The organism is Oricola nitratireducens, from assembly GCF_014904745.1.
In the GTDB taxonomy this organism is placed as follows: domain Bacteria; phylum Pseudomonadota; class Alphaproteobacteria; order Rhizobiales; family Rhizobiaceae; genus Oricola; species Oricola nitratireducens.
On record NZ_JACZCS010000001.1, the window covers coordinates 390564 to 406154 of the forward strand.

15 protein-coding genes are annotated in these 15591 nt (G+C 64.7%); 6 read left to right on the forward strand and 9 right to left on the reverse strand.

Annotated features, from left to right (window positions below; genetic code table 11):
- The first annotated feature begins 2 nt into the window (after positions 1-2).
- Entirely contained in the window at positions 3-1220 is a 1218-nt protein-coding gene (locus IG169_RS01935; protein WP_193174448.1) for an MFS transporter, read from the forward strand.
- A 1-nt stretch (position 1221) separates the two neighbouring features.
- Here the strand turns inward: IG169_RS01935 and IG169_RS01940 are convergent, their stop codons facing one another.
- The gene (locus IG169_RS01940) at positions 1222-1884 is read right to left on the reverse strand and encodes a septation protein A (RefSeq protein ID WP_193174449.1); all 663 of its coding nucleotides are present in this window, start codon (positions 1882-1884) and stop codon (positions 1222-1224) included.
- Positions 1885-2151: 267 nt separating this feature from the next.
- On the opposite strand from IG169_RS01940, the gene IG169_RS01945 reads away from it, so the two are divergent.
- On the forward strand, positions 2152-2823 hold the full coding sequence (locus IG169_RS01945) for a hypothetical protein (RefSeq protein ID WP_193174450.1): 672 nt from the start codon (positions 2152-2154) through the stop codon (positions 2821-2823).
- On the opposite strand, the gene ftsY is transcribed toward IG169_RS01945, so the two are convergent.
- Genes ftsY through dapF form a run of 3 tightly spaced genes read right to left on the reverse strand, consistent with a single transcriptional unit; the run spans position 2824 to position 6784 of the window.
- Entirely contained in the window at positions 2824-4584 is a 1761-nt protein-coding gene (gene ftsY / locus IG169_RS01950; protein WP_193174451.1) for a signal recognition particle-docking protein FtsY, read from the reverse strand.
- 14 nt (positions 4585-4598) lie between these two features.
- The gene (gene mtaB / locus IG169_RS01955; RefSeq protein ID WP_193174452.1) at positions 4599-5891 is read right to left on the reverse strand and encodes a tRNA (N(6)-L-threonylcarbamoyladenosine(37)-C(2))-methylthiotransferase MtaB; all 1293 of its coding nucleotides are present in this window, start codon (positions 5889-5891) and stop codon (positions 4599-4601) included.
- A complete protein-coding gene (gene dapF / locus IG169_RS01960; RefSeq protein ID WP_193174453.1) occupies positions 5891-6784 on the reverse strand; it encodes a diaminopimelate epimerase in 894 nt (297 codons plus the stop codon). Before dapF ends, mtaB begins: the two co-directional genes overlap by 1 nt.
- A 144-nt stretch (positions 6785-6928) precedes the next feature.
- Between dapF and IG169_RS01965 the strand changes: the two genes are divergently transcribed.
- Positions 6929-8122, forward strand: a complete 1194-nt coding sequence (locus IG169_RS01965) for a winged helix-turn-helix domain-containing protein (protein WP_193174557.1) — start codon at positions 6929-6931, stop codon at positions 8120-8122.
- A gap of 1 nt (position 8123) precedes the next feature.
- Here the strand turns inward: IG169_RS01965 and IG169_RS01970 are convergent, their stop codons facing one another.
- Both IG169_RS01970 and IG169_RS01975 read right to left on the reverse strand, forming a co-directional pair.
- Positions 8124-9170 (reverse strand): fatty acid desaturase, encoded by a 1047-nt coding sequence (locus IG169_RS01970; protein WP_193174454.1) that lies wholly within the window; start codon positions 9168-9170, stop codon positions 8124-8126.
- Positions 9171-9300: 130 nt separating this feature from the next.
- The gene (locus tag IG169_RS01975) at positions 9301-10350 is read right to left on the reverse strand and encodes an MBL fold metallo-hydrolase (protein ID WP_193174455.1); all 1050 of its coding nucleotides are present in this window, start codon (positions 10348-10350) and stop codon (positions 9301-9303) included.
- 272 nt (positions 10351-10622) lie between these two features.
- On the opposite strand from IG169_RS01975, the gene ffh reads away from it, so the two are divergent.
- From ffh to rpsP, 3 genes are read left to right on the forward strand one after another with little or no spacing between them, the layout of a single operon-like run.
- A complete protein-coding gene (gene ffh / locus IG169_RS01980; RefSeq protein ID WP_193174456.1) occupies positions 10623-12170 on the forward strand; it encodes a signal recognition particle protein in 1548 nt (515 codons plus the stop codon).
- Positions 12171-12181: 11 nt separating this feature from the next.
- Complete coding sequence (locus tag IG169_RS01985) at positions 12182-12505, forward strand: chorismate mutase (RefSeq protein WP_428982223.1); 324 nt, start codon at positions 12182-12184, stop codon at positions 12503-12505.
- A gap of 52 nt (positions 12506-12557) precedes the next feature.
- A complete protein-coding gene (gene rpsP, locus IG169_RS01990; RefSeq protein ID WP_193174457.1) occupies positions 12558-13046 on the forward strand; it encodes a 30S ribosomal protein S16 in 489 nt (162 codons plus the stop codon).
- Positions 13047-13092: 46 nt separating this feature from the next.
- Here the strand turns inward: rpsP and bioB are convergent, their stop codons facing one another.
- The 3 genes from bioB to IG169_RS02005 form a co-directional block, all read right to left on the reverse strand.
- Positions 13093-14082 carry a biotin synthase BioB gene (gene bioB, locus IG169_RS01995; protein WP_193174458.1) on the reverse strand — a complete coding sequence of 330 codons (990 nt, stop codon included), beginning with the start codon at positions 14080-14082 and terminating at the stop codon, positions 13093-13095.
- The gene (locus IG169_RS02000) at positions 14079-14651 is read right to left on the reverse strand and encodes a biotin transporter BioY (protein WP_193174459.1); all 573 of its coding nucleotides are present in this window, start codon (positions 14649-14651) and stop codon (positions 14079-14081) included. The genes bioB and IG169_RS02000 overlap by 4 nt, the downstream gene beginning before the upstream one ends.
- A gap of 100 nt (positions 14652-14751) precedes the next feature.
- A complete protein-coding gene (locus IG169_RS02005; RefSeq protein ID WP_193174460.1) occupies positions 14752-15408 on the reverse strand; it encodes a GntR family transcriptional regulator in 657 nt (218 codons plus the stop codon).
- Positions 15409-15591 lie beyond the last annotated feature (183 nt).

Genomic DNA, 15591 nt, shown 5'->3' on the forward strand with positions numbered 1-15591 from the left:
CGGTGCTTTCATCCTTCGTCATCATTTTTCGAGACCCGCTGCTGCGGCTGACGGTGACGGCGCTCTTCCTGACGGGCGTGGCCGTCTCCTCGGTGATGCCCTACGCCTCGCTGGTGGCGGTGGAACTGCTCGGCCTTTCGGACGCCGCCTATTCGGCGGTGCTCACAGTCGCCTCCTCGGTGATGGTGATCACCTCGGTCGTCGTCGGGATCGTGACCGACCAGCGCGCGAACCGGCGCCAGATGCTGGTGCTCAGCTTCGTTTTCGCGACAACCGGCTATTCGCTCGTCTGGCTCACGGGTTCGCCGGTTGCATTCGTCGTCGCGCATACCGTCCTGCTGCCGCTGGGCTTCAGCGTGTTCAGCCAGCTTTTCGCGCTGGGGCGGCTGGCGGGAAGGACCCGCGGCGGCGAGCATGCCGACCAGATCTTCGCGATCATGCGCGCCTCCTTCTCGCTTGCCTTCGTGATCACGCCACCGCTCTGGTCGCTGGCGCTCGCGTCCGGGATGGCGCTGATCGGCGTCTATCTTTCGGCGGGGGCTTCGGCGCTGATCTGTTTTATCCTGTTCGCCATTTTCTGGCCGGCCGGGCCGTCGGGCCAGCTCGAAGACCCGAAATCGGGATTGCGCTTCGTTGCGGCATTCCGGGAACTTGCCAAAGGCGGGATCGCCGCACGCATTCTGGCGGTCGGCCTGGTGACCGGTTCTAACCAGCTCTACATGGCGGTATTCGGCCTGCTGATCGTGAAGGAAATCGGCGGGGCGATGCCGGATGTGGGCCGGTTTCACGGTGCGATCGCGCTTCTGGAAATTCCGTTCATGCTGATGTGCGGACTGGCATTGCGGCGTGTTTCCAAGGCGGGGCTGATTGCGTTCGGCGGCGCGGTTTATGCCGGCTTTCTGTTCCTGTTTGCCTCGATGACCTCGATGGCGGCCACCTATGTTCTGGTGGTGCCGGCGGCGTTCGGCGCCGGGATCATCCTGTCGGTGTCGATCAGCTATCTGCAGGACCTGATGTCGGCGCGGCCGGGCGCCGGCGCGGCGCTGATGGCGGTGTCGAACTTCGTCGGCCAGATGGTGGCGGCGATGACCTTCGCGATCGGTACGGCGATCACGACCTATGCCGGCACGGCCGTGCTCGGCGGGATGCTGGCGCTGATCGGCGCCGGCGCGCTTCTCGCTATGGAGGGCTGGCGCAAGCCGCACCCGGCGACGGCGTGAACTATTCCCCGGCCGGTTTCTTTTCCGGCTCGTCCAGCGAATGCCGGGTAATCAACGGCATTTGCGACAGGGTGAAGAGAATGGCGAGGGGGGTGAAACCCCAGACCTTGAAGGCGACCCAGAAATCGGTCGAGAAATTGCGCCAGATGATCTCGTTGACGGCCGCCATGGCAAGGAAATAGAGCCCCCAGCGCAACGTCAGCTTGTTCCAGCCTTCCTCGTCGATGTTGAAGGCGCTGTCGAAAACATAGCGCAGCAGCGACGTGCGGAAAAAGAACAATCCGCCCAGCAGAAGCCCGCCGAAGATGGTGTTTATGATGGTCGGTTTCAGCTTGATGAAGACTTCGTCATGCAGCCACAGGGTCAGGGCGCCGAAAACGAGGACGACGACGCCGGAAACAAGCGGCATGATCGGCAGGGTGCGGGTCAGCATCCAGGAGGCGGCCAGCGCGATCACCGTGGCGGCCATGAACAGCGCCGTGGCGATGAAGATCGGACCGCCGACATCGGCGAGGACCGGGAAATGCCCGGCCAGCCACTCGCCGCGCGAATTGCCGAAAAAGAAGACGATGAGCGGCCCGAGTTCCAGCGCGAGCTTGAGCATCGGATTGATTTTCTCGCGTGCGGGATCGGAGGGGTCGCGTTCGAAGATCGGCTTTGACATGTGTTTTCCGGCGTTTCGTTCCTGACCGTGTTTCTCACCTAGGCGATCGGATGGGCAATTGCCAGTAAGAAGCGGCCAGCATAAGGCGGCGCATTTATGTTGCAGCGCAGCATTCGGGAGTATTATGGTTAATCGTTCGTCAATGAATCGGGCACACACTCGTCTGACGACCGTTCTGCTTCGGCAGAGCGACTGCCATCTGGGAGGAACCGGGCCGCCAAGCGAAGCCTGCCTCCCGCGCGCTTCGCCCATCGAAAGGAGCGCGCGATGCCCAGATTATCTTTTTCCCGAGTTCTCGCGGTTCTGTTTGTCTTGACGGCGTCTCCCGCCGCCGCCTGCGAATTCCTGACCGATGCCGGAAACGGCCCAGAAGCCGTGCAATTCGCCGACATCCAGCCCGGCATCGCACCCGGCGCGCTGCGGTGCGGAAGCGACCTCTTTCCCGGCTATCTCTGGACGCTTGGCGTCGATGGCCAACAGGCCGAGCTGGGCATCCGCGACGACAAGCTGTTCGACGCCGAGTCCACCGGTCCGCTCGTCGAGCTTCTTTCCGCCAAGGTGGAAGGCCACGCCCGTGTCACCGTGCACGAGCGCCGCGAAACGGCCGCCATGCCGCGTTCGCCGTTGCCGCAAGGCTGGTTCCAGTATCGCCGCTTCGTGACCTTCTGCGATGCGACCGGCTATGATGATCCGCTCGACTGTTCGCTCGGCAGGGCCCGCGTCAAGGCCCGCGCGACGGCCGCGGATTCCGACCGCGACGGCTATCTCGACATGTCCACTCACGAGATCAGCTTCTATGATGGCGCATCGAAGCTGCACGTGCTGAACTTCGTCACGCCCTGGACCGAAAGCCTGACGGCCGATATCGCGACCTGGATCGAGGCGATCAATGCGGTCAGTGACGCGCTGAAACCGAAAAAATTCGCTTCCGCCGACTGATCAGGCGGCAAGCCCGGCGATCGCGCGGGCGAAATCGTTGGCGCGGAACGGCTCGAGATCGTCGACGCCCTCGCCGACGCCGATGAAATAGACCGGCAGCTTGTACCTGGCCGAGATGGCGACGAGGATGCCGCCGCGCGCCGTGCCGTCGAGCTTGGTCATAACGAGGCCGTTGACGCCGGCCACGTTGCGGAAGATCTCGACCTGGTTGAGCGCGTTCTGCCCGGTCGTCGCGTCGAGCGTCTGCAGCACCGTGTGCGGCGCTTCGGGATCGTGCTTCTGCAGCACGCGGACGATCTTCGCCAGTTCGTCCATCAGTTCGGCCTTGTTCTGCAGCCGGCCGGCGGTGTCGATGATCACGACGTCGGAACCGTTCTCTTGCGCCGTCCTGTAGGCGTCCCAGGCGAGTCCGGCCGCGTCCGCGCCGATCTTGGTGCCGACGAAGGTGGAGCCAGTGCGGTCAGCCCAGATCTTCAGTTGCTCGATCGCTGCGGCACGGAAGGTGTCGCCGGCGCCGAGCGTGACCTTGAGTCCGGCATCGCGCAGCTTGGCGGCGAGCTTGCCGATGGTGGTCGTCTTGCCGGTGCCGTTGACGCCGACGACAAGAATGACATGCGGCTTGAAGGACAGGTCGAGTTCCAGCGGCTGGGCGACCGGTTCCAGTACCTTGGAGACCTCGCTCGCCATGATCCCGCGCACTTCTTCGCCTGACACTTCCTTGCCGTAACGGCCGGAGGCGAGCGTATCGGTGATGCGCATGGCGGTCTCGATGCCGAGATCGGCCTGGATCAGGACGTCTTCGAGATCCTGCAGCGTGTCGTCGTCGAGCTTGCGCTTGGTAAAGACGCCGGCGATGTTGTCGGACAACTGGCGCGATGACCGCGACAGACCGGTGGTCAGGCGGGCGATCCAGTTGCGGCGCTCCGGTTGCGGGGCCTCGTCGACACCGGGCGTGGGCCGTTCGTCGCCGATCAGCACCTTGCCTTTCGGTTCGGCAGGGGCCGCTTCGGCGGCGGGAGCTTCCGAAATCGGCTCTTCCGCCACAGGCACGTCCACTGCGGTCTGGACTTCGGGTTCGGCCCGGAGTTGCGTCTCAGGCTCAGGCTCAGGCTCAGGCTCAGGCTCAGGCTCAGGCTCAGGCTCAGGCTCAGGCTCAGGCTCAGGCTCAGGCTCAGGCTCAGGCTCTTGCGCGGCCACGGGTTCGATCACCGGCTCGGGCTGGGGTTCCGGAGCTGGCTCCGGGACAGGTTCTTCCGCCGGTTCCGGTGCTTTCGCCTCGGCAGAAGTGAATTCCGCCGGGAAATCGCCCGGCGGAATTTCGGATGGGGTATAGGGCGGAACCTCGTAAGGCTCCGGCGGAACCTCGGAGGGCGGCTCGTAGACCGGTTCGCGCACCGGCGGCGCCTCCGGCGGAGCGGAGGGCGGAATGTCCGGAGCGTGCTCCGGCTCGGGCGTATCCGGGCCGGGCGGCAGTTCCTCGGGGCTTTCGCCGGGAACCGGCTCCTCGGACGGCGGCGTTTCCTGCGGTGCGCCGGGCGCGGGCTCCTCGGAGGGCTGCGGCGGCTCGGGTTGCTCCGGCGGAGGCGGCGGAATATCCGGCTCGCCGGCGGCGGTCGCCGCTTCAGACGATGCAGCCTCGACGGCGGCTTCGGCTGCCGGCGCTTCGGTTTCTGTTGCTTGGGTTTCGGCCTCTTCGGCCGGGATTTCCTCGACGGCCTTCTTGCCGAAGGAGAAAATCTTTTTAACGAATCCAAATGCCATGGTGCGGACTATACTTACTCGGCCGCCAGCGCGAAAGCGGGATTTGCGGTCAGCATCGCGCCATCGTCGCCGTCGATCACGACCGGGACGATATTTCCGGGGCCGGCAGCCAGGCCAGCGACGCTGACCAGCGAGAAATCGGCGGTGCGGCCGATGCTGTCGCGCTCGATCAGCACATCCTGGCGGGTGCCTGCAAGGCGTCGCATGTGGCGCGTCCAGGCCTGATCGGCCTTTTCACGCAGGCGCTTCGCCCGCTGCTTGACGATCTCGCGCGCCACCTGCGGCATGCGCGCCGCCGGCGTGCCCTCGCGCGGCGAGAACGGGAAGACGTGGATATGGGCGAGGCCGCACTCGTCGACGATCCGCAGGGAATTCTCGAAATGCGCTTCGGTCTCGGTCGGGAAGCCGGCGATGATATCGGCGCCGAAGGCGGCGTCGGGCCGCAGGCGGCGGACGTCCTCGCAAAAGGCAATCGAATCCTCGCGGGCGTGGCGGCGCTTCATCCGCTTGAGGATGAGATTGTCGCCATGCTGCAGCGACAGATGGAAATGCGGCATCAGGCGCTGTTCGGTGGCGATCGCATCCATCAGGTCGTCGTCGGCCTCGATGGAATCGATCGACGACAACCGCAGCCGGTCGAGGTCTGGCACCTGGCGCAGGATCGTGCGTACCAGCTTGCCGAGCTTCGGAGAACCGGGCAGGTCCGGGCCGTAACTGGTCAGGTCGACGCCGGTCAGCACGACCTCGCGATAGCCGTTGCCGGCCAGGCGCTTCACCTGTTCGACGACCGCGCCCATCGGCACGGAGCGCGAATTGCCGCGGCCATAGGGAATGATGCAGAAGGTGCAGCGGTGGTCGCAGCCGTTCTGGACCTGCACGAAGGCGCGGGCGCGGCCCTCGATGGCGTCGACCATGTGCGACGCCGTCTCGGTCACCTCGAAAATGTCGTTGACCCGCACCTTCTCGAACTGGTTGATCCCGAATTCGGGCAGGGCTCGGTAGCTCTGCGCCTTCAGCTTGTCGTCATTGCCGATGACGAGATCGACCTCGTCCATCCCGCCGAAGGAGGCGGGCTCGGTCTGGGCGGCGCAGCCGGTGACGATAATGCGCGCGTCCGGGTTTTCGCGGCGCGCCTTGCGGATCGCCTGGCGCGCCTGACGGACGGCCTCGCCGGTCACCGCGCAGGTGTTGAAGACGATGGCGCCGCCGTCGAGTTCGCCAAGGCCGGCGGCCTCGGTTTCGCGGCGCATGACTTCCGACTCGTAGGTGTTCAGCCGGCAACCGAAGGTGACGATGTCGATGCCCATCAGCCGGCCTCCTGCGACGGGGCGTCCTCGTCGCGGACCCACTCGCCGGATTTCGGATCGAGATGGCCGGAAAATTCCCATTCCGCGGGGCCGGTCATGATGATGTGGTTGTCGTCGCGCCACTCGACAAGGAGATCGCCGCCCGGCAGCGTCACGGTCGCCTTGCGGCCGGTCTTGTCCATGCGCGCCGCGCAAACAAGCGCCGCGCAAGCGGCGGACCCGCAAGCTTCGGTCAGGCCGGCGCCGCGTTCCCATGTGCGGATGACAATGTGGTCGCGCGCAACGACATTGGCGATGGTGATGTTCGCCTTTTCCGGAAAGATCGGATGGTTCTCCAGAAGCGGGCCGAAGCGGGCGAGGTCGTGCGACCAGACATCGTCCGTCGCCCAGAAGACGGCGTGCGGATTGCCGATATTGGCGACTGACGGCGTATGCAGCACGGGATCGTCGATCGGGCCAATCTGCAATTCGATGCCGGTGGTGTCGTGGAATTCCTCTTCGAGCGGGATTTCGTCCCAGCGGAAGCGGGGCTTGCCCATGTCGACGGAAATCGTGCCGTCGGCATGTTCCTCGGCATTGAGGATGCCGCCGGGCGTCTGAAAGGTAAAATTCGGCTTGCCGGTTTCCGCCGACAACGCCTGGACGACGCAGCGGGTGCCGTTGCCGCAGGCCTGGGCGCGGCTGCCGTCGGAATTGAGGATGTCGATATAGTTGTCCGTGCCATCGAGGCGCGGATCGTGGATCGCCATGATCTGGTCGAAGCGGGTCTCCGGGGCGGCGTTGAGCGCGACGGCCGCCGCGGGCGCAATCGTGTCGGCGCGGCCGCGCATGTCGGCCACGATGATCAGGTTTCCAAGCCCGTTCATTTTCGCAAACGGAACGTCGAGCGCCATCGGTCTTCCGGTTTCCCCTGATTGTCGCTGCTATATGGCGGATCAGGGCTTAAAATGCCAGTGTCAGCAGTGTTCGGCCTGCGGCTTGCGTCCGGCCCGATTTCCGTTCCAGTCTCGCCGCAAATCCTGAACCATACGCAAACCATGACCGCCACGATCGACAACCGCACCGCCCGCCGCGCCTTTCTGGCCCTCCAAGGCCTTTCCGGGCCGCCGCAAACGGGCCAGACCAAGGCCGATCTGTTCGAGGTGATCCGGCAACTCGGTTTCGTGCAGGTGGACAGCATCAACACGGTCGCGCGCGCCCACCACCAGATCCTGTTTTCGCGCAACGCCACCTATCGCGAGAAACACCTGAAGGCACTGGTCGAGAAGGACCGGCACCTGTTCGAGCACTGGACGCACGACGCCTCGATCATCCCGTGTGAATTGTTCCCCTATTGGCGCCACCGCTTTATCCGCGAGGACGCGCGGTTGCAGAAGCGCTGGGAAGGCTGGCAGCGCGCGCCCTTCCTGCATGAATGCGATGGCGTGCTGGAGCGGATTGCGAAAGACGGCCCGGTGATGACGCGCGATTTCGAGGGCGACAAGCCGTCGACCGGCTGGTGGGACTGGCACCCGTCCAAGACGGCGCTGGAATATCTCTGGCGGACGGGAAAGCTCGCCATCGCGCGGCGCGACGGATTCCAGAAGGTCTACGATCTCGCCGAGCGAATCATTCCCGGCGCGCATCAGGCGGCGAAAGTGGAGCACCACGAGTTCGTCGACTGGGCCTGCCGCAGCGCGTTGCAGCGGCTGGGTTTTGCGACGCGCGGCGAGATCGCGGCGTTCTGGGGCCTGTTGAGGCCGGACGAGGTGGCGGAATGGATTGCGGAGAACGAGGTCGAACTGGAGACGGTGCTGGTCGAAAACGCGGACGGATCGAAGCCGCGCGCCGCGCTGCGCTTCAGGGACTATCCTGATGTGCTGGACGATCCGCCGGAGCCGCCGGGGCGCGTTCGCGTGCTCAGCCCGTTCGATCCGGCGTTGCGGGACAGGAACCGCGCCGAGCGGCTCTTCGGGTTCCGTTACCGGATCGAGATCTTCGTGCCGGAAGAAAAGCGGGTCTACGGCTATTACGTCTTCCCGATTCTGCGGGGCGACCGGTTGGTCGGGCGCATCGACATGAAGGCCGACCGCAATCGCGATATGCTCGCGGTCCGCAAGTTCTGGCCGGAGAAGGGCGTACGGCTGTCGAAGGCGCTGCTAGCCGATCTTGACGCCGAACTCGACCGCATCCGGAAATTCGCAGGCGTCGCCGGCATCGAATACGCCGGCGACTGGCTCGGTTCGGGCTAGCCTAGACGGCCGCCATCCGGGTTCGCCGGTATTCGCCAAACGAGATCATGCAATGGCGGGTCTCGTCCCAGAGCGCCAGGGGAATCGTCTTGAGGCTGTCGAGCAGCGTCATCCGGTTGATGTCGCGCAATTCGGGGAAATCGCGCAGGACGCGCGCTAGCCGGTAGAACGGGATGCGGGCGCACAGGTGATGGACGTGGTGGACGCCGATATTGCCTGTCATCCAACGCAGCGGCGCCGGCAGGTCGTAGTGCGAGCTGCCATGCAGGGCGGCTTCCTGGCGTTTCCATTCGGGAAGTCGTTCCCAGTAGGTTTCCTCGAACTGGTGCTGGACGAAGAACAGCCATACGCCGGCGGTCGCCGCAAGGATGGTGACGGGAAGCTGGATGGCGAGGAAAACCTTGATGCCGACCAGCCAGATGGCGGTCCCGACGACGGCGGCGATCGCCAGATTGGTGCCCATGGTGGAAAGCCATGGCTGCCAGCCGCGGCGCATCATGCCGACCGGCAGGCGGTGTTCGAGGATGAACAGATAGGCCGGTCCGATGCCGAACAGAACCACCGGATGGCGGTATACCCGGTATTTGAACCGTTTCCAGGGCGACAGGGCATTGTATTCCTCGACGGTCAGCGTCGCGATTTCCCCGAAGCCGCGATGGTCGAGACAGCCGGCGCCGGCGTGGTGCAGCGCATGGATGCGTTTCCACACGCTGTAGGGCGTCAGCGTCAGCACGCCGAGGACGCGGCCGGTCCAGTCATTGGCGCGCTCATTGCCGAAAAAGGCGCCATGGCCGCAATCGTGCTGGATCATGAACAGGCGCACCAGAAAACCGGCCGCCGGGACGACAAGCGCCAGCCCCAGCCAGTGGCCATGCATCAGCAAGAGAGCCATGGCCGCCCACAGGGCGGCGAATGGCAGGAAGGAGACGGCGATCTCGAGAATGCCGCGGGCGTAGCTCGGGCGGTTGTAGCTGGCGAGGGCCTTTGCCCATGCGCGCGCGTCTTTCGGGGCAGCTTGCGCTGCCGTGCTATCGGGTGTCTTGGACAAGCAATACGGCTTTCGTTCTGGATTTTCGCGGCGGGCGCGCCGTTGCGAGCGCGGCCTTTCCTTTCAAATGGGGGATTTCCGCGCCGGTTACCAGCTTTATTCGCGGATGCGGCGATTTGGTTGCGCGCGGCTAAGGTCCGATTGCCGGCACGTCCCATGCCTCGCCGGGGCTGAGCGGGCGGAATTCCTCGCGGGAAACGCCGTGTGTTTTCAGCGCTTCATCGAGTGCCTTCAGCGGTTCTTCGATGCCCTCGTTGGTCAGGTTGAACGTGCCCCAGTGATGTCCGGCCGTGCGCGCCGCGCCGCACAATTTGTGGCCGCGCACGGCCTCGTCGGGGTTCTGGTGCTGCGTTTCCATGAACCAGCGCGGCTCATAAGCGCCAATCGGCAGGATGGCGAGGCGGAACCCGCCGTGTTTTTCGGCGGCCGCACGGTAATTGTTGCCGTCATGAAAGCCGGTGTCGCCGACATGGTAGGTCTTGCCGCCGGGCGCATCGACGACGAAACCGGCCCATAGCGCCATGCTGCGGTCGGATCCCTTGCGCGCCGACCAGTGATGCACCGGCTCGAGGTGCAGCTTCACGTTCGCCGAGAGCGTGACGACATCGCCCCAGTCTCCGGTGACGATCCGGGCCGGATCGGCTGCATCTTTTATGATCGCGTCATTGCCCAGCGGCGTGACGAAGAGCGGGTCGTGCTCGCGCGCCAGCCGTTTCAGCGTCGCGAGGTCGAGATGGTCGTAATGGTTGTGGCTGACGAGCACCGCGTCGATTTTCGGCAGGTGCTCGAAGCGGACGCCGGGCGGATTGCGCCGTTTCGGTCCGAACCACTGGACCGGGCTGGCGCGTTTCGCCCAGACCGGGTCGAAAAGCAGGTTCAGGCCGGCGGTCTGCAGCAGCAGGGAAGCATGACCGATCATCGTGATCCTGAGGTCCGTGCCGTGAACCCTTTCCTCGGGAACATGGCCGTCGAAGGAGCTCGGATAATGTTTCGGCCAGGCGACATTGCCCGGACCCAATTGCCAGCGCAGCAGATCGAGGAAGCTGCGGGGCGGCGCGCCGCCCGGATTGAAGAAGACCTCGCCGTCGAAATGATCGCTGACCGGCCCGCTGTAATAGGGATTGGACGAGCGGGGTGAAGGGGTGGCTGTGCCGCCTGATCCGTTAAGCGTGGTCGTCATGGTGTGTTAGGTGGTCCCGGCCTCCGCGAAAGCAAGGTGGCGCAAGGGACGGCTGCCGCGAAAACCTTGACTCCTTCTGCCTTTTCCGCCATAGCCCGCCCGACTAGCGACGAGTTGAAACTCCGAGCCACCGACCGGGACGCCGCGAAGCGAACGATCCCGGAGGTCAACACCCGGCAGCGCGATGCGCCCCCGGGTGCTTTTTGGTTTTGGGGTTTTGGTCGCCGTTTCGGATCACTACCTTCCGGGAAACGCCGGAAGTGGAGAAAGACATGTTTGAATCGCTTCAGGACCGCCTCGGTTCGATCCTGAGTAACCTGACCGGACGCGGCGCGCTGTCGGACAAGGACGTCTCGGCGGCGCTGCGCGAAGTGCGCCGTGCGCTGATCGAGGCGGACGTGGCGCTGGAAGTCGTGCGCGATTTCACCGAGAAGGTGCGCGAAAAGGCCGTCGGGGCGGATCTGGTCAAGAGCGTCAAGCCGGGCCAGATGGTCGTCAAGATCGTCCATGACGAACTTGTCGAGATGCTGGGCTCCGAGGGCGAGGTCATCGACCTCAACGCGCCCGCGCCCGTCGTCATCATGATGGCCGGCCTGCAGGGCTCCGGCAAGACCACCACCACCGGCAAGATCGCCAAGCGGCTGACCGAGAGGCAGGGCAAGAAGGTGCTGATGGCGTCTCTCGACACGCGCCGCCCCGCCGCCCAGGAACAATTGCGCCAGATCGGCGAACAGACCGGCGTCGCCACTCTCCCGGTCATCGATGGGCAGGGGCCGGTCGAGATCGCCAAGCGCGCGGTGCAGGCGGGCAAGCTCGGCGGTCATGACGTCGTCATTCTCGATACCGCCGGCCGGACGCATATCGACGAGCCGCTGATGGTCGAGATGGCGGATATCGCCAAGGCGACCAATCCCCATGAGACGCTGCTCGTCGCCGACTCGCTGACCGGCCAGGACGCCGTCAACCTGGCGAAGAGCTTCGACGAACGCATCTCGATTACCGGCATCGTGCTGACCCGCATGGACGGCGACGGCCGGGGCGGCGCGGCGCTGTCGATGCGCGCCGTCACCGGCAAGCCGATCAAGCTGATCGGCACCGGCGAGAAGATGGAGGCGCTCGAGGAGTTCCATCCCAAGCGCATCGCCGACCGCATTCTCGGCATGGGCGACATTGTCAGCCTCGTCGAGAAGGCCGCCGAAACCATCGACGCGGAAAAGGCCGCGGCGATGGCGAAGAAGATGCAGGAAGGCAAGTTCGACCTGAACGATCTCGCCGACCAGCTTCAGCAAATGGCCAAAATGGGCGGCATGGGCGGCATCATGGGCATGATGCCGGGCATGGGCAAGATGAAGGACCAGATGGCGTCCGCCGGCCTCGACGATTCGATCTTCAAGCGCCAGCTCGCCATCATCTCCTCGATGACGCCGAAGGAACGCGCCCACCCTGAACTGCTCAAGCACAGCCGCAAGAAGCGCATCGCCGCCGGCTCCGGCACGGACGCCGCAGAGATCAACCGGCTTTTGAAGATGCACCGCCAGATGGCCGACATGATGAAATCCATGAAGGGCAAGAAGGGCGGCGGCATGATGGGCAAGATGATGGGCGGGCTTGCCGGCAAGATGGGCCTGCCGGGCGGTATGGGTGGCATGGGCGGAATGCCCGATCTTTCCAAGATGAGCCCGAAGGAACTCGAGGCGCTGCAGAAACAGGCCGAGGCCGCAGGTCTCGGCGGGGGCAGTATGCCGAAACTGCCGGGCCTCGGCGGTCCGGGCCTGCCCGGACTTGGCGGCGGCCTTCCCGGCCTGCCGAAGAAGAAGTGAGGGGGAGCGCCATGAACATGCCGGAAACCGCGGATCACGCGCGGGAGCTGTTGAAGGACCTTCGCCGCTCGATCGACAATTTCGACGCGATCCTGATCCACACGCTCGCCGAACGCTTCCGCTGCACGAAAGCCGTCGGCGAGCTGAAGGCGCTGCATGGCCTGCCGCCATCCGACCCCAATCGCGAAAAACAACAGATCGAACGGCTGCGCCGGCTGGCGAAGGATGCCGATCTCGATCCGGATTTCGCCGAGAAATTCCTTGCCTTCATCATTCGCGAAGTGATCCGCCATCACGAGGCGATCGCGGCGAAGAACGAGGATGTCGCCGGCTGAAAGCCGGCAAACGAAACCAGAAGACGAACATACAGCCTATCAGGAGTAAACCATGGCACTGAAAATCCGTCTGGCCCGCGCGGGCTCCAAGAAACGTCCCTATTACCACGTCGTCATCGCCGACGTCCGCTCGCCTCGCGACGGCCGCTTCATCGAGCAGGTCGGCGCGTGGAACCCGATGCTGCCGAAGGACGGCGAAGCCAAGCGCGTGACGCTGAACGAAGATCGCATCAAGCATTGGCTCGAAATGGGCGCGCAGCCGACCGACCGCGTCGCCCGCTTCCTCGATGAGGCCGGCCTGGTCAAGCGTGAAGCGCGCAACAACCCGAACAAGGCACTGCCGGGCAAGGCCGCCCAGGAACGCGTCGCGATGAAGCAGCAGAAGGAAGAGGAAGCCAAGGCTGCCGCCGAAGCTGCCGAAGAAGAAAAGAAGGCAGCTGCTGCCGCTGCGGCCGAAGCACCGGCCGAGGAGGCTGCAGCCGAGGAAGCGCCCGCAGAGGAAGCTCCGGCCGCCGAGGAAGAAACCGCAACCGCGGAATAATCGGCGCCTCGATCGACATGAAAAAGCGGGCTTCGGGCCCGCTTTTTTATTCTGCGGCCGTCGTCGGGTGGCCGGTGCGTTCAGGCCGGTCGAGCGCCGCAAACAGTTCGGCGTCATCGCCGATATCGGCATTGGGTGTCGTCAGCAGCGTATCGCCGTAGAAGACGGAGTTCGCTCCGGCGACGAGGCAGAGAATCTGCGCCTCGCGGTCAAGGTCCGAGCGCCCGGCCGAGAGCCGAACCGTCGAACGCGGCATGACGAGCCGGGCCGTTGCCACCATGCGCACCAATTCCAAGGGGTCGACGCGTCCGCGTCCGGCGAGCGGCGTTCCGTCTACCGGCACAAGGGCGTTGATCGGCACGCTTTCGGGATGCGGATCGAAATTTGCGAGGACATGAAGCATGGCGGCACGGTCCCGCACGGTTTCGCCCATTCCTATGATGCCGCCGCTACACAGTTCGATGCCCGTAGCGCGCACGGCCGCCAACGTTTCCAATCGATCCTGATAGATTCTCGTGGAGACGATCCGGCCGTAAAATTCCGGGCTGGTGTCGAGATTGTGATTGTAGGCGGTCAGTCCCGCCTTTGCGAGTCGTTCCGCTTGATGCGGCTCGAGCATGCCCAGCGTCACGCAGGCCTCCATGCCGAGCGCGCGAACGCCCTTGACCATCTCGATCACAGCATCGAACTCATCGCCGTCGCGCACCTGCCGCCAGGCGGCGCCCATGCAGAACCGCTCGGCCCCCGCCGCTCTGGCGGTTGCCGCCATGGCAACGACCTTCTGCGGGTCCATCAGCCTGTCACGGGTCAGATCGACTTCGCGATGATGAGCCGATTGCGGGCAATAGGCGCAATTCTCCGGGCATCCTCCGGTCTTGATCGACAGCAGACTCGCCTTCTGCACCCTGTTCGGGTCGTGATGCCGCCGGTGCGCTGCATTGGCCCGGCCGATCAGCTCGAGAAGTGGTGATTCATGAATCGCCACGATCTCCTCAACGGTCCAGTCGTGCCGCGTGTCGGAACCGTTCGCGGTCATCGGGAGGAGTCCCGCCCGGTCTTGCGGATGCCGGAAAGAAGTTGCGAACCCAGCGCGACAATACCGATCTTGATCAGGTCGCCGGGGAGAAACGGCGCGACGCCGACGGCGAGAAGCCGATCCGCGGGGACAAAAATCGTGAGCCATGCCAGACCGAGCGCATAGATTACCACCATGCCGGCCAGCATGGCGCCGAGGCGCGCGAACGCGGCCCTCCCCGCCGCCAGCATGCCAACCAGCCAGGACGCCACCAGGTAGCCGGCGAGATAGCCGCCGGTCGGTCCGGCCATATAGGCGAGGCCGATGCCGCGTTCCGGGGTGCCCGAGAAGATGGGAAGGCCGGCTGCGCCCGCGGCGAGATAGGCGAGGAAAATCGAAACGGCGAGGCGGGGCCCCAACGCGACGGCGAAGGCCATGACTGCCAGTGTGTGCAGCGTCATGGGCACGGGCCAGAACGGAATATGTATCTTTGCGGCCAGCGTCATAAGCGCGACGCCGGCAATGATTGTCAGGCCGGTTCGGGCGGCCTGTTTCCTTTGCCCGGCGAGTTTCTCGGCGATGGCGATCATGAGAGGGCTCCTTGCATATTATAGATAATTTAGAATCACTATCGCTAAAGAAGTCCACAAGAGCGCTGGATTTTCAAGATGCGAGAAAATTATAGATATTCTAGTGCTTGATTGCGGCCGGCTTGACGCCGGGCTGCCGCGGCTTCTGGCCGATCGTTTGCACGTGCCGGGCGAGAACGGAGGCGGCGGTCTCCACCTGTCCGGCACGCAAGGCGGCGAGAATTGCCCGGTGATCGCGGTCGGTGGGAGCCTCCCATTCCGCCCGCCAGCCGGAGAACAGGAACCGCGCGCTCGCCGTGTGCAGGTCATCGATGGTCTTCAACAGCCTTGGCATGCCGCAAGGCGCGAGAATGAGCCGATGGAAGGTCCGGTTCGCTTCCTCCCATGTCTGCACGTCGCCGGCCTTGTCACCGGCGCGCGTTGCTTCTTCCGCCTGGTCGAGAATGGCGCTAGTCAAGTGAGGTGCGGCGTTGCGCAGCGCCAGCGCTTCCAGCGCGGCGCGCATTTCCGCGACCTCGCGGACCTCTTCCGGGCTGAACCCGGCCACGCGCACGCCGCGACGCGGCTCGCTTATGACCAGCCCCTGGGCCTCCAGGCGGCGGAACGCCTCGCGCACAGGCACATGGCTCGCGCTGAATTCGGCCGCCACGTGATCCTGCCGCAACCGGGTGCCGGCCTCGATCGCGCCGGAGATGATGCGGTCGGCAAGGGTCCGGCTGATTTGCACCGCGAGGGTATCGTTCTTCGCTGTCGTCATGTTTTATAGATAATTCGTCCCGCCAGCGGCGTCGAGCCGCGGTTCGGGTTATCCGCGGGGTTCGCGACACATCGGCAAAGGCGCCGGCGCGGTTCCGGGCCGCCTTCTTCCTTTTCCACAACCGTCATCAAGCCGTCAGCAAAATTTCATCCAGCCGAGAAATGGCTGCCATGAAACGGGCCG